Source organism: Falsiroseomonas sp. E2-1-a4 (genome assembly GCF_051433165.1).
Lineage (GTDB): Bacteria > Pseudomonadota > Alphaproteobacteria > Acetobacterales > Acetobacteraceae > Falsiroseomonas.
This window is the reverse complement of sequence record NZ_JBHMFS010000011.1, coordinates 135,455-148,368: the sequence shown is the minus strand read 5'-3', so window position 1 is coordinate 148,368 and position 12,914 is coordinate 135,455. Positions and strand designations below refer to the sequence as shown.

The window sequence follows — 12,914 nt, the reverse complement described above, 5'->3', positions numbered from 1 at the left end:
GACCGCGCATGACCTTCTCCCTAATCGGCCGCTGCGCGCGCACGGGCCAGTTCGGCGCGGCGGCCACCACATCCTCCCTCGCTGTCGGCGCGCGGGTGCATGCGGTGGCGGCCGGCGTGGGCGCGGTGCTGACGCAGCATCGCACCGACCCGCGGCTCGGCCCGCGCGGCATCGCGCTGCTGCGCTCCGGCTGCTCGGCGTCTGAAACCGTGGCGGCGCTGGTTGCCTCCACGCCGGATCATGGCTGGCGGCAATTGGCGGCGATCGATGCGGCGGGGCGCACGGCGCATTTCCATGGCGCGCGGGTGAAGCCGGAACTTGGCGCGGCGCATGGCACCGATGTGGTCGCCATCGGCAACATCCTCTCCAGCGCGCAGGTGCCGGATGCGATGGTGGCGGGCTTCCTGGCCAACCCCGACCTGCCGCTGGCGGAGCGCCTGGTGCGCGGGCTGGAGGCTGGCGAAGCGGCGGGTGGCGAACATGGCGATGTCCGCTCCGCCAGCCTGCTGGTGTTCGGCGCGCATGATTTCGCGCTGGTTGATCTGCGCGCCGATGGTCATGCCCAACCCATCCCGGCGCTGCGCGCGCTGTGGGAGGGATATGCGCCGCTGGTCGATGCCTATGTGGTGCGCGTGCTGAACCCCGACGACGCCATCGCCCTCTGATCTGAAAGACCGAACCCATGCCGATCAACAACCGGATCGCCGCGATGCAGCCGGAGATGGAGGTGTGGCGCCGCGACCTGCACACGCATCCGGAGCTGCGCTACCAGGAACATCGCACCGCCGCGCAGGTGGCGAAGCTGCTGGCCGGCTGGGGGATCGAGGTGCATACCGGCATCGCCACCACCGGCGTGGTCGGCGTGCTGCGCGGCAGCAGCGACTCCGGCCGCAGCATCGGCCTGCGTGCGGATATGGACGCGCTGCCGATGACGGAGGCGACGGGCCTCGCTTACGCCTCCACCACCCCCGGCGTGATGCATGCCTGCGGCCATGACGGCCACACCACCATGCTGCTCGGCGCCGCGAATACCTGGCGGAGACGCGCAACTTCGACGGTACCGTGCATTTCATCTTCCAGCCGGCGGAGGAAGGCGGCGCCGGCGCCAAGCTGATGATGGACGAAGGCCTGTTCACGCGCTTTCCCTGCGACAGCGTTTACGGCATGCACAACGACCCGTCCCTGCCGATCGGCGAGGCCGATATCCGCGACGATGTGATGATGGCGGCCTCGGACACCTTCAGCATCACCGTGCGCGGCAAGGGCGGCCACGCCGCGCGGCCGCATGGCGGCATCGACCCGATCGTGGTCGGCGCGCAGATCGTCGGCGCGCTGCAGACCATCGTGGCGCGGCGCGTGGACCCGCTGGAATCGGCGGTGATCTCCACCACGCAATTCCACGCCGGCACCGCCAGCAACATCATCCCGGACGAGGCGGTGCTGAACGGCACGGTGCGCACGCTGAACCCCGCGGTGCAGGACCTGGTCGAGGCGACGATGCGCCGGGTGGTGGAGGCGACGGCGGCAGCCCATGACGCAGTGGCGGACTTCACCTACGCGCGCGGCTACCCCGCAACCGTCAACCATGCCGAGAACGCCCGCCTCGCCGCCCGCATCTGCGCCGGCATCCTGGGCGAGGGCAAGGTTCGTCGCGACATGCAGCCGGTGATGGGCGGGGAGGATTTCAGCTTCATGCTGCTGGAGAAGCCGGGCGCCTACATCAAGCTCGGCCAGGCGGCCGGCGCCAAGGGCAGCGCGCCGGTGCACACGGTGCAGTATGATTTCAACGACGACCTGCTACCGATCGGCGCCAGCTTCTTCGCCGGCATCGTGGAACAGGAATTGAAGCGGGGCTGAGGCCACCCCGACCAGCCTCCGGCGTTGCGGCAGCGCCGCAACCCCCCGCGCGGGGGAGGGAGAAGCAGGCGTCACGCCGCTCGCAGATGTTCCTGCAGCCGCGGCATCAGCTCCACCAGGTTGCAGGGCCGGAACCGACTATCGAGCTGATGCACCAGGATGTCGTCCCAGGCATCCTTGCAGGCCCCGGTGCTGCCTGGCAGCGCGAACAGATAGGTGCCGCCCGCCACACCGCCGATGGCGCGGGACTGGATGGTGGAGGTGCCGATCTTCGCATAGCTCAGCATGCGGAACAGCTCACCGAAGCCGGTGATCTCCTTCTCCAGCACCCGGCCAAAGGCCTCCGGTGTCACGTCCCGCCCGGTGATGCCGGTGCCGCCAGTGGTGATGACGCAATCCACCGTGGGGTCGGCGATCCAGTCCCGAAGCTGCGCCTCGATCAGCGCGGCCTCGTCGCGCAGGATCTCCCGCGCTGCCAGCTCATGCCCGGCGGCGGCAATGCGCCCCACCAGCGTATCCCCCGACCGGTCCGAGGCCAGGTCACGGGTGTCGGAGACGGTGAGCACCGCGATCCGCACCGGCACGAATTTTCTCGACTCATCGATCGGCATGGGCCGCGCCTTCTGCTTCTTGGGGCAGAGATAGGCGCGGCGACGCCTCAGCGCGAGATCAGCATCGCAGCGACGGCGGGCGCCGCCTGGAATTGCGGGAAGCGCCCGGTGGCCAGCGCATCCAGCGACGGCGAAGGCAGGCCGAGGCGCGCCGCATAGATCCAGGAATAGGCCAGCACCCGCTGCACGAAGGCCCGCGTTTCCCCAACCGGGATGCTCTCGATGAACAGGAAGGGGTCGGACCGGTGCTGTACCGCCGGCAGCCAGCGGGACAGGTTGCCGGGGCCGTTGTTGTAGGCGGCCAGCAGCCGGATCAGGTCGCCATTCACCCGGCTGTTGGCGGCCAGGTAGTGGACATAGCGCTGGCCCAGCTCCAGCGAGAAGGCCGGGTCATGCAGCCGGGCGATGTTGGCACCGCGCAGGCTGCTGTCGCCGGTGATGTAGCTGGCGGTGGCCGGCATGATCTGCAGGATGCCGCGCGCCCCGGCCGGGGATATGGCGGCCGGGTTGAAGTTGGATTCCTGCCGCGCCAGCGCATAGACCAGCGCCGGGTCCATGCGGAAGCCGTGCATCGGCTGCAGCCGCGGCAGCGGGAAGCGGGCGAAGTCGCGCGGCCGCCCATCGGCGGATTGCGACAGCGAGGCGAGCTGGGAGGCGAGGTCCGGCATGTTGGCCTGGGTCGCCACGAGCAGCATCGCCCGCACCACCCCGGCATTGCCCTGCACGCGCGGCCACAGCGCGCGCAATTCGGCCTCCGCCCTCGCTTCCTGGCCGATCTGGAGCAGCGCCAGGGCGCGCCAGCCGCCGGCGGTCTCGGCGATGGCGGCGGCCTCATTCGCCCCGGCCACTTCCCGCTCCCAGGCGAAGCCCATGGGCAGGCCGAGGGCGCGGCGGGCGACCAGGCCGTAGAAGGTCCGCGGCTCCTGCGCCGCCTGCATCATCCAGGGCACATAGGCCTGCGGCCTGCGGGCGCGCACCGCGGCGCGGGCGGTCCAGAAGGCGGCGGCAGCGCGGGTGGCCGGCGCCGCGATCTCGGACCGCGCGGCGTGTTCGAAATAGGCCAGCGCCGCTTCCGGGCGGTTCAGCGCCCAGGCGGCCAGCCCCGCGATGTAGCCGGGAAAGGCGCTGCCGCCGGAATCCCGCGCGGCGTCTGCGGCGATCCGGAAGGCCTCCTCGTCGCGGCCCTGTTGCAGCAGAGCCTGCGCCGCCTCCGCCTTCAGCAGTGCGGCATAGGCGCCGCTGGCGCGGCTGCGCTCGATGGCGGCCAGGGCGCCGGCGATGTCACCATCCCGCGCCCGTTCGCGCACGGTGCGGTCCAGCGGCGGGTGGCGGGTGATACGGCGGGCGGTGGTGGGCTCCCGTTCCTCGGGCACCACATCGGTGCTGTCGGACAGCGATTCCTGCGCCGGGGCGGCCGGCAGCGCCATGCCGGACGGCGCCCGGCGCACCAGGATGGCATGGATGGCGGTGGCATCGGGGTGGTCGCTGAAATCCGTCAGCCAGGCCACCACCTCCGGCAGGGGTGGCGTCACACCGGCGTTCAGCCAGCGATCGGCCAGCACATGGCCGACCAAGCGGCGGTCCTGAAGGCGCTCCACCTCCCGCATCGCCGGGGTGGTCTCGCTCCGGGCCTGCAACGCGAAGATACGCCGAAGGCGCGCCGCATCCGACGGCGCTAGGGGTTGCGGGAACCCGGCGTCCCGGCCCTGCACCGCAGGATTCGGAACGCTCATGGCGGCCTGTTCGACCCGTTGCGCGACGGCAGGGACCTGAGCCCCCAACGTCAATGTCGCCCCCAGCAGCAGGGCCTTCGCGGAGTTGCGGAGGCGGTCTGCGGCAGGGGAACGCCGGGCCATTTGGCAGAGCGCTTGCATGGCGCGCCACCCCTAACGGCATGGCTAAGCCCCTGGCAACCCTGCAATTATGGCGCGGTGCCTCGATTCGTTCCGGTCTGATGTGAATCAAACCCTTAACGGACCATGCTCATTTAGATAATTTAACCTGCGGCCGCCTCGCCATCCAAAGTGCGCCGCAACAAGACCAGGTCGGCCCAGGCCTCGCGCTTGGCCGCGGGGCTGCGCAGCAGATAGGCAGGGTGGAGTGTGGGCAGCGCCGGGATGGCGCCCTGTTCCATCGGCAGGCTGTGCCAGCGGCCGCGCAGGCGCGTGATCCCGTCCTTCGCCCGCAGCAGGGATTTGGCGGGGGTGCCACCCAGCAGCAGGATGTGGCGCGGCCGCACCAGGGCAATGTGGCGCAGCAGGAAGGGCAGGAACAGCGCGATCTCGCCATCCGTCGGCGTGCGGTTGCCGGGCGGCCGCCAGGGCAGGATGTTGGTCAGGTAGAAATTCTTCGACCGCTCCAGCCCGATGCTGGCCATCATCCGGTCCAGCAACTGGCCGGAGACGCCGACGAAGGGCCGGCCGAGCCGGTCCTCATCCGCGCCCGGCGCCTCGCCCACCAGCATCAGGCCGGAATCCGCCACGCCATCGGCGAAGACCAGGTTGGTGGCGGTGTCGCGCAGCGGGCTGTCGGTGTCCGCGATGGCGGCGCGCAGCGCCTCCAGGCTGTCCGCTTCTGCCGCGCGGCCGGTGGCGATGGCGGCGGGCGTCGCGATGGCTGGCAGGGCGGGCGTGGTGACCGCGGGTATGGGCAGCGGGGCGGCGGCCTGTTCACGGGGCGGCGCGGGCGCGGCAAAGCGGTCCAGCGGCGCCGCATCCAGCGCCTCATCCACCCCCCAATCGATCTGCAGCCGTAGCGCGGCCAGCAGTTCCTCGCGCAATCCTGCCTGCATGGGACGTGATATCAGGCCGCGCCGGGGTTCCGCGCAATGGGTGGCGACGCTACATCCACTGTCATCAGGAACGCCGGAGGAACAGCGATGTCGGATGCGGCCGAGCAGCGGGAATCGATGGAGTTCGACGTGCTGGTGGTGGGCGGCGGCCCCGCCGGCCTCGCCACCGCCATCCGGCTGAAACAGGCCCGCCCGGACACCAATGTGTGCCTGGTTGAGAAGGGCGGCGAGATCGGCGCGCATATCCTGTCCGGCGCCGTGCTCGAACCCCGTGCGCTGGATGAGCTGATCCCGGACTGGCGCGACGATCCGCCGGCACTCGCCACCGCCGTCACCGACGACCGTTTCATGATGCTGACGGAAACGCGCGGCTTCAAGCTGCCGACCCCGCCGCAGATGCACAATGAGGGCAACTACGTCGTCTCCCTCGGCAATGTCTGCCGCTGGCTGGGCGCCAAGGCCGAGGCGCTGGGGGTGGAGCTCTACCCGGGCTTCGCCGCCTCCCAGCCCATCATCGAGGACGGCCAGGTCAAGGGCGTGGTCGCCGGTGTCGCCGGCATCCAGAAGGATGGCAGCAAGGGCCCGTCCTATGAGCCGGGCATGGAGCTGCGCGCCACCTACACGGTGTTCGCGGAGGGCTGCCGCGGCAGCCTCGCCAAGATGCTGTTCGAGACCTTCAACCTGCGCGAGGGCGTGGCGCCGCAGACCTATGCGCTGGGGATGAAGGAGCTGTGGGAGATCCCGAAGGACAAGCATAAGCCGGGCCTGGTGTGGCATTCCACCGGCTGGCCGCTGTCATCGGACACCTATGGCGGGTCCTGGCTGTACATGCTGGGGGACAACCTGGTCTCGGTCGGCTTCGTCGTCGGGCTGGATTATCCGAATCCCTGGCTGTCGCCCTTCGATGAGTTCCAGCGCTTCAAGACGCACCCCGCCGTGCGCGGCTTCCTGGAAGGCGGCAAGCGCATCGCCTATGGCGCCCGCGCGCTGAACGAGGGTGGCATCCAGGCGGTGCCGAAGCTGGTGTTCCCGGGCGGCATGCTGGTCGGCGATGCCGCCGGCTTCCTCAACGTGCCGAAGATCAAGGGCACGCATACATCCATGAAGTCCGGCATGGTGGCGGCGGACGCCATCGCGGCGGCGCTGGACGGCGAGGCCCCCGCGCCGGAGCTGGAGAGCTACCCCACGGCGCTGAAGGCCAGCTGGGTCTGGGCCGAGCTGGAAGGCGTGCGCAACATCCGCCCCGGCTTCGCGAAGTATGGCTTCTGGGGCGGCATGGCGGCCGCGGCGCTGGATACCTACGTGCTGCGCGGCAAGGCGCCCTGGACCTGGGGCCACCATGCGGACCATGACACGCTGAAGCCCGCGGCGGAGGCCAAGAAGATCGCCTACCCGAAGCCGGATGGCGTGCTGACCTTCGACCGCCTGTCCTCGGTCTTCCTGTCCAACACAAACCATGAGGAACACCAGCCGAGCCACCTGGTGCTGCGCGACCCCGCCGCCTGGAAGGGCACGAACTGGCAGAAATTCGCCTCTCCCGAAAGCCGCTACTGCCCGGCCGCGGTGTATGAGGCAGTCGGCGCCGAGGCCGGCAATGGCGAGGGCGAGATGCACCTCGTGATCAACTCGCAGAACTGCGTCCATTGCAAAACCTGCGACATCAAGGACCCGCTGCAGAACATCGACTGGAAGACCCCGGAAGGTGGCGGTGGCCCGAACTACATCGGCGGCATGTAGCGCCGCCGCGCCACCCGGCCAGGCATGAGCGCGGCCATCGGCAGGGGGCCGGCCCGCCGGTCCCGGGCGCGGCTGGCGCCGGTTCGGCTGGCGCAGCCCTTCGTTGCGCTGGGCCTGCTGCTTGGCCTGGCGGCTGATCTGGCGCAGCCGGTGCTGCCGCTGGCCGGGCTTCTGGCGCTCGGTCTTGCCCTGTTGTGGGCGCTGACGCTGGCCCGCCAGACGCAGCGTGCGGCCGGCAGGGTGGCCGGGCTACTGCTGGGGCTGGCGGGCATTGCCGCGGCGCAGATTGGCGCGGAGCCGCGCGGGCTGCTGGCCGCGCATCTGCCGGCGGTCGCGGTGTGGCAGGCCGCGGCGCTGCACCTGCCGCCACCACCACCCTGGCCGGAGGACCGCCTGCGCGCCGCCTTGGCCGCGCCGCACCCCCGCCCGCGGCCCTACCCGGCCTCCTCGGACGAGCATCTGTTCAACGCCCTGGCGCTGGATGCGCGCGGCGACCGTCGCGGCGCCGCAACGGCGCTCGTCCTGGCCCTGGAGGCACCGCGGCCGGATGCGCTGCTGCTGCATGCGGCGCTGATGGGCTGGCCGGATGCGCGGTCGATCCTGGAAATCGCCCCGCTTCCTCCGGAGGCCGCCACGCTGCTGGCTGCGCTGCGCCTGCCCGATGCCGCCGGCCGGGAGGCAGCGCTGGAAGCCATGGAAAGCGGTGGGCCGGATGCGCTGATCCGCCTCGCCGCGCTGGCCCATGCCCGCATCGCCGCCACCCTGCCCGCCGGCCCCACCGTGGCGGAGGCGGCGCGGATCGCCCCGGCAGTGGAAGCCTTCGCCGACGACGCCCGCTTCGCAACCTTCGAGGCCCGCTTCCTCGACCCCGCCCGCGCCCGGCTGCTGCGCCAGGGCGTGACCGCGCTGGATTGGGTGCGCGAAGTGGCGGCGCGGCGCCTGACCGTCACCACCCTGGCGCCACCCCCCGGCCTGCCCGACCAGCCCATCCTGCTGCGCCTGGCCCTGCCGGAGCCGGCCCGCGCCGTGCAGCTTCGCCGGGGCGAGGACTGGGTGGAGGTGCCGCGGGAGGATGGCGTGCCCACCCTCCGCCTGCCGCGCCCCTTCGCACCGCAAAGCCTGGTGCTGCGCTACCTGGACCGGGACGGCGTGGCCGCCGCCGAGCTGGTCCATGATTTCGACCCGGCCGCGGCCATCCGCGCCCAGGCGCAGCAGGCGCTGCGCCGCCAGGGCCCCTTCGCCCTGTATCAGCCCGGTTGGACCGCGCCCGGCCAGGTGAACCCCCTGCCCATCTCCGGCGCGCTGCGGGCCGGGCTGCTTGCCATCGAATGGTGGACCGAGATCGAACCCACGCCACGGCGCGTGCCGGTGGGGGTGCCGGACGCGGTGCTGCTGGCCGGCGATGCCCCGCGCATCGTGGTGGAGATCACCCCGCCGGAGGAAGCCCGCCTGCTCGGCCTCGCCGCGATCTATGCGGATGGCAGCCGCGGCGAGCCGGTGACCCAGCCGATCCGCTGACCCCCTTCCCCCTTCCCGCGCGGCGCGGTTGCGGGCACAGGACACCAGCAACCCCATCGGAGAACCCCCGACCATGACCCACCAGGCCCCCGCCGGCTTCCAGCACGGCATCACCGCTGCCGCTGCCCGCACCATCCTGGACGCAACCCTCGCCAAGGGGCGCGAACTGGGCCTCGCGCCGCTGACCGTGGTGGTGCTGGATGCCGGCGGCCAGCTCAAGGCGGCGCTGAAGGAAGATGGCAGCAGCCTGCTGCGGCCGGATATCGCCTGGGGCAAGGCCTATGGCGCCATGGCGCTCGGCTTCGGGTCCCGCGAGATGGCGCGGCGCAGCCAATCCATGCCCGGCTTCATGAACGCGCTGTCGGACCTCGCGGGCGGCCGTGCCGTGCCGGTGCCGGGCGGCGTGCTGGTGCGCGCGGCGGATGGCGCGGTGCTGGGCGCCGTCGGTGTCTCCGGCGACGTCTCGGACAAGGACGAGATCTGCGCCGTGGCGGGGATCCAGGCCGCGGGCCTCATCGCCGATACGGGCGACGCGCCGGCCTGATCACGCCCCTGGGCCGCGTCAGCGCGGCCAAGGGACAAGTAGGCGGGCCGCGTCAGCGCGGCCAAGGGACCATTAGGCGGGCCGCCTCAGCGCGGCCCGCGGGCGCGGTTCAGGGCGAGTTCCTCCGGCGTCAGCTGCAAGCTGACCCGCACCGTGTAGTCCACGGCGCGGGCGCCCTGGCCCAGCGGCACGGTCAGCCGCGCCGTCTGCCCCTGGATGGTGTTGCGCACCACATTGGGGCCGAAGGTGACGCGGCTGGTGAAGGCCTGGCGGTCCAGCATGGTGGCATCGCCGGCATCGGTCAGGGCGACGAACCAGGGCAGGTCCAGCACCCGGCCTTCCGCCGCCGGCCCGCGTTCCACTTCGAAGCGCGGGGTCACCCGCACGGTCAGCGCGCGGCGGTCCCGCCCGGCGAAATCGCAATTCGCCTGGAAGCCGGCGATCCGCGCATCTGCCATCAGCGCCGTCAGGTCGCCACTGGCCCCGCCGCGAAAGCGCGTGAGGTCCGCGCCATCGGCCAGGATGACGATGCGCGGGCACGGCGCCTGGCTGGTGGTCGCGCCCTGGTCGCTCCCACAGGCGGCCAGCAATGCCAGCCCGGCCAGCGCCGCCACACCCATGCTGCTTCGTGCCATCGCGCCCTCTCCCCCATCGCCGCCGGCCCGTTGCGAAGCGGAGCCTTTGAAGCGGGCCCCGCAGCCGGTAAGGTGGCGCCAAGGCACCACGTTGCGTCTATCGCATCGCCGGCGCCGTCCGACCATCCCCGCCCCACCCCCGGGGCGCAGCCCTGGGCCAAGACCCCCGGGGGCAGCGAGGCACCGAGCAACCATATGCCCGAGACCATGATGCCCACCTCCTCCCCCACCCCTCGGCTGAAGGTGCTGCTGGCCGGCCCGCGCGGATTCTGCGCCGGGGTCGATCGCGCCATCAAGATCGTCGAGGAGGCGCTGAAACGCCACGGCGCGCCGGTCTATGTCCGGCACGAGATCGTCCACAATCGCTTCGTGGTCGAAAGCCTGGAACGCCAGGGCGCCGTCTTCGTCGAGGAACTCTCCGAGATTCCGGATGATGGCCGGCCCGTCGTGTTCTCCGCCCATGGGGTGCCGAAATCGGTGCCCGAAGCCGCGGCGCAGCGGAAGATGTTCGCCCTCGATGCCACCTGCCCGCTGGTGTCCAAGGTGCACCGGGAAGCGGAGCGCCACTTCGCCCGCGGCCGCCACATCCTGCTGATCGGGCATGAGGGCCATCCGGAGGTGATCGGCACCATGGGCCAGTTGCCGCCCGGCGCCGTGACGCTGGTGGAGGATTCGGCCCAGGCCGAGACGGTGGTGCCGCCCGGCGACCTGCCGCTGGCCTACACCACGCAGACAACCCTTTCGGTCGACGACACCGCGGATATCGTCGCCATCCTGCAGCGCCGCTTCCCCACCATCGCCGGCCCGGCGAAGGAGGATATCTGCTACGCCACCACCAACCGCCAGGCGGCCGTGAAGGCCATCGCGGCGCGCGGGGCGGAGCTGGTGATCGTGGTCGGCGCGCCGAATTCCAGCAATTCCGTGCGGCTGGCCGAAGTGGCCAAGCGTGCCGGCGCGGCGCGGTCCCTGCTGGTGCAACGCGGTTCGGCGCTGGACCCGGCCGTGGCCGATGGCTGCACCATCATCGGCCTGACCGCCGGCGCCAGCGCTCCGGAAGTGCTGGTGGAGGAAGTGCTGGCGAAACTCGCCACCCGCTTCACGCTGGAGGTCGAGGAAGTGGTGGTGGCCGAGGAAAAGGTGGTGTTCCGGCTTCCGCCCGCGCTCGCGGCCGAATAAACCCCGCTCCATGGCTGTCTATACCGAGGTGACGGATGAGGCGCTGCGCGCCTTCCTCGCCGATTACGAGCTGGGTGGATTGATCGCCTTCCGCGGCATCGCGGAGGGGGTGGAGAATTCCAACTACGCGCTGCGGACCGAACGCGGCGATTTCATCCTCACGCTGTACGAGAAGCGCGTTGATCCGGCGGAGCTTCCCTATTTTCTCGGGCTGATGGAGCATCTGGCGCGGGCGGGGCTCGCCTGCCCCACGCCGGTGCGTGGACGCGATGGCGCGGCGCTGCGCGAATTGGCGCAGCGGCCAGCAGCGGTCTGCACCTTCCTGGAAGGCGTCTGGCCGCGCCGGGTGCGGCCGGAACACCTGGCGCCGCTCGGCACCGCGCTGGCGCGGCTGCATGCGGCAAGCGGCGATTTCGCGGGAAGCCGGCCCAACGCGCTCGGCCCGGCCGGCTGGGCGCCGCTGCTGGAGGCGTGCCGCGGCCGCGGGGATGAGGTGCAGCCCGGGCTGATGGCGGAGCTGGACAGCCAGCTCGCCGCCATCCTGGCCGGCTGGCCGGCCTCGGGCGCGCTGCCGGTGGGGCAGATCCATGCGGACATGTTCCCCGACAACGTCTTCTTCCTGCCCGATGCGGAGGGCCGGCCGCGCGTCTCCGGCATCATCGACTTCTACTTCGCCTGTACCGACCTGCTGGCCTACGACATCGCCGTCTGCCTGAACGCCTGGTGCTTCGAGGCCGATGGCGCCTTCAACCTGACCAAAGCGCGGGCGCTGCTGGCCACCTACCAGGCGGTGCGGCCGCTGACGCCGGCGGAATGCGCGGCCCTGCCGGTGCTGTGCCGCGGTGCCGCCATCCGCTTCCTGCTGACCCGCCTGTATGACTGGACCCATACGCCGGCGGATGCGCTGGTGACCCGGAAGGACCCGTTGGAATATCTGCGTAAACTGCGCTTCTTCGCGCAGGTGGAGAGCCCCGGTGCCATCGGCGCCTGAAGCCCCCCCTCAAGACGGGCCTGACGATCGGCCCTTCGTCGAAATCTGGACCGATGGCGGCTGCAAGCCCAACCCCGGCCCCGGCGGCTGGGCCGCCATCCTGCGCTTCGGCGGGACGGAAAAGGAACTGACCGGCGCCGATGCGGAAACCACGAACAACCGCATGGAACTCACCGCCGCCTGCGCCGCGCTGGAGGCGCTGAAGAAGCCCTGCCGCGTGGTGCTGCACACGGACAGCGAATATGTCCGCAACGGCATGGAGCGCTGGATCAAGGGCTGGGTGCGGAACAACTGGCGCAACGCGGCCAAGCAGCCGGTGGCCAATTTTCCTCTATGGCAGCGCCTTCTGGCGGCGGCGAAGCCGCATGAGGTGGACTGGCGCTGGGTGCGTGGACACGCGGGCGACGTGATGAACGAACGCGCGGATGTCCTGGCGACCCAGGCGCGGCAGGAGCTGGTCTAAACCAGATCCCATTGATCGCGGCTTTCGCCCGAATGGGGCCACAACAAGCGGAGCGCCGGCGCGTGAGAAGTTGGAGCCTTGGCTCCAACCGTGACGATGCGCGGGCGTTCAGGCGGCCCGCCCATACTCCAGCTTCGCCGACCCCGCGGCATACTGCACCACTTCCGGCGCCAGCGCGGCATCGGCCCCCGGCTGGTCGGACAGCCAGCCGGCATAGAGGCCCTCCAGCACCGCCCCGATCCAGCCGCCATCCGCGTCCTGCCCGACGCCGATGGCCGGCGCGGCGGCGTGGGTGACCACTAGGCGGCGTCGCTCGACATCGACCGCAATCCGGCAATAGCCCCATTCGGCGGCGCCCAGCGCATCGTTGATGTGCGACTCCAGCCCCTTCAACGTGTCGCAGTGCGGCAGCGGCATCGCATCCGCCATGCGCCGGCCGATGGCGCGCATCAGCGCCGCGCGGCCTTCCTGGTCCAGATGCTCGTCCAGCGTCTCCACCAGCCCGCGCACGAAGACGCGCCACTGCGCGGCAACCCCGCGCCGGGCGAGGTAGGCGGCCGTCACCGAGTCCGTCGCGTCAGCTTCCGTCAT

12 protein-coding genes and 1 pseudogene are annotated in these 12,914 nt (G+C 71.2%); 8 read left to right on the top strand and 5 right to left on the bottom strand.

From position 1 onward, the window contains the following. The first annotated feature begins 8 nt into the window (after window positions 1-8). Window positions 9-665, top strand: a complete 657-nt coding sequence (locus ACFHNC_RS14035) for a DUF1028 domain-containing protein (protein ID WP_437169844.1) — start codon at window positions 9-11, stop codon at window positions 663-665. A gap of 17 nt (window positions 666-682) precedes the next feature. Further along, window positions 683-1,857: pseudogene (locus ACFHNC_RS14030) on the top strand (M20 aminoacylase family protein). 71 nt (window positions 1,858-1,928) lie between these two features. Here the strand turns inward: ACFHNC_RS14030 and moaB are convergent. The 3 genes from moaB to ACFHNC_RS14015 form a co-directional block, all read right to left on the bottom strand. Further along, window positions 1,929-2,468 carry a molybdenum cofactor biosynthesis protein B gene (moaB, locus tag ACFHNC_RS14025; protein WP_437169843.1) on the bottom strand — a complete coding sequence of 180 codons (540 nt, stop codon included), beginning with the start codon at window positions 2,466-2,468 and terminating at the stop codon, window positions 1,929-1,931. A 47-nt stretch (window positions 2,469-2,515) separates the two neighbouring features. Continuing rightward, on the bottom strand, window positions 2,516-4,201 hold the full coding sequence (locus ACFHNC_RS14020) for a transglycosylase SLT domain-containing protein (protein WP_437169842.1): 1,686 nt from the start codon (window positions 4,199-4,201) through the stop codon (window positions 2,516-2,518). A gap of 263 nt (window positions 4,202-4,464) precedes the next feature. Further along, entirely contained in the window at window positions 4,465-5,259 is a 795-nt protein-coding gene (locus ACFHNC_RS14015) for a uracil-DNA glycosylase (protein ID WP_437169841.1), read from the bottom strand. Window positions 5,260-5,346: 87 nt separating this feature from the next. On the opposite strand from ACFHNC_RS14015, the gene ACFHNC_RS14010 reads away from it, so the two are divergent. The 3 genes from ACFHNC_RS14010 (at window position 5,347) to ACFHNC_RS14000 (ending at window position 9,058) form a co-directional block, all read left to right on the top strand. Next, the gene (locus ACFHNC_RS14010) at window positions 5,347-6,996 is read left to right on the top strand and encodes a 4Fe-4S dicluster domain-containing protein (RefSeq protein ID WP_437169840.1); all 1,650 of its coding nucleotides are present in this window, start codon (window positions 5,347-5,349) and stop codon (window positions 6,994-6,996) included. 24 nt (window positions 6,997-7,020) lie between these two features. Then, window positions 7,021-8,514, top strand: a complete 1,494-nt coding sequence (locus ACFHNC_RS14005; protein ID WP_437169839.1) for a hypothetical protein — start codon at window positions 7,021-7,023, stop codon at window positions 8,512-8,514. Between the two features lie 73 nt (window positions 8,515-8,587). Then, window positions 8,588-9,058, top strand: a complete 471-nt coding sequence (locus ACFHNC_RS14000; RefSeq protein WP_437169838.1) for a GlcG/HbpS family heme-binding protein — start codon at window positions 8,588-8,590, stop codon at window positions 9,056-9,058. An 86-nt stretch (window positions 9,059-9,144) separates the two neighbouring features. On the opposite strand, the gene ACFHNC_RS13995 is transcribed toward ACFHNC_RS14000, so the two are convergent. Continuing rightward, window positions 9,145-9,693, bottom strand: a complete 549-nt coding sequence (locus ACFHNC_RS13995; protein WP_437169837.1) for a hypothetical protein — start codon at window positions 9,691-9,693, stop codon at window positions 9,145-9,147. Between the two features lie 195 nt (window positions 9,694-9,888). On the opposite strand from ACFHNC_RS13995, the gene ispH reads away from it, so the two are divergent. The 3 genes from ispH to rnhA are packed head-to-tail and all read left to right on the top strand — an operon-like array spanning window position 9,889 to window position 12,323. Beyond that, window positions 9,889-10,869 carry a 4-hydroxy-3-methylbut-2-enyl diphosphate reductase gene (ispH, locus tag ACFHNC_RS13990; protein WP_437169836.1) on the top strand — a complete coding sequence of 327 codons (981 nt, stop codon included), beginning with the start codon at window positions 9,889-9,891 and terminating at the stop codon, window positions 10,867-10,869. A gap of 10 nt (window positions 10,870-10,879) precedes the next feature. Further along, window positions 10,880-11,860 (top strand): homoserine kinase, encoded by a 981-nt coding sequence (locus ACFHNC_RS13985; protein WP_437169835.1) that lies wholly within the window; start codon window positions 10,880-10,882, stop codon window positions 11,858-11,860. Continuing rightward, window positions 11,844-12,323 (top strand): ribonuclease HI, encoded by a 480-nt coding sequence (gene rnhA, locus ACFHNC_RS13980; protein WP_437169834.1) that lies wholly within the window; start codon window positions 11,844-11,846, stop codon window positions 12,321-12,323. The genes ACFHNC_RS13985 and rnhA overlap by 17 nt, the downstream gene beginning before the upstream one ends. A 108-nt stretch (window positions 12,324-12,431) precedes the next feature. On the opposite strand, the gene bcsD is transcribed toward rnhA, so the two are convergent. Then, complete coding sequence (gene bcsD, locus ACFHNC_RS13975; RefSeq protein ID WP_437169833.1) at window positions 12,432-12,914, bottom strand: cellulose biosynthesis protein BcsD; 483 nt, start codon at window positions 12,912-12,914, stop codon at window positions 12,432-12,434.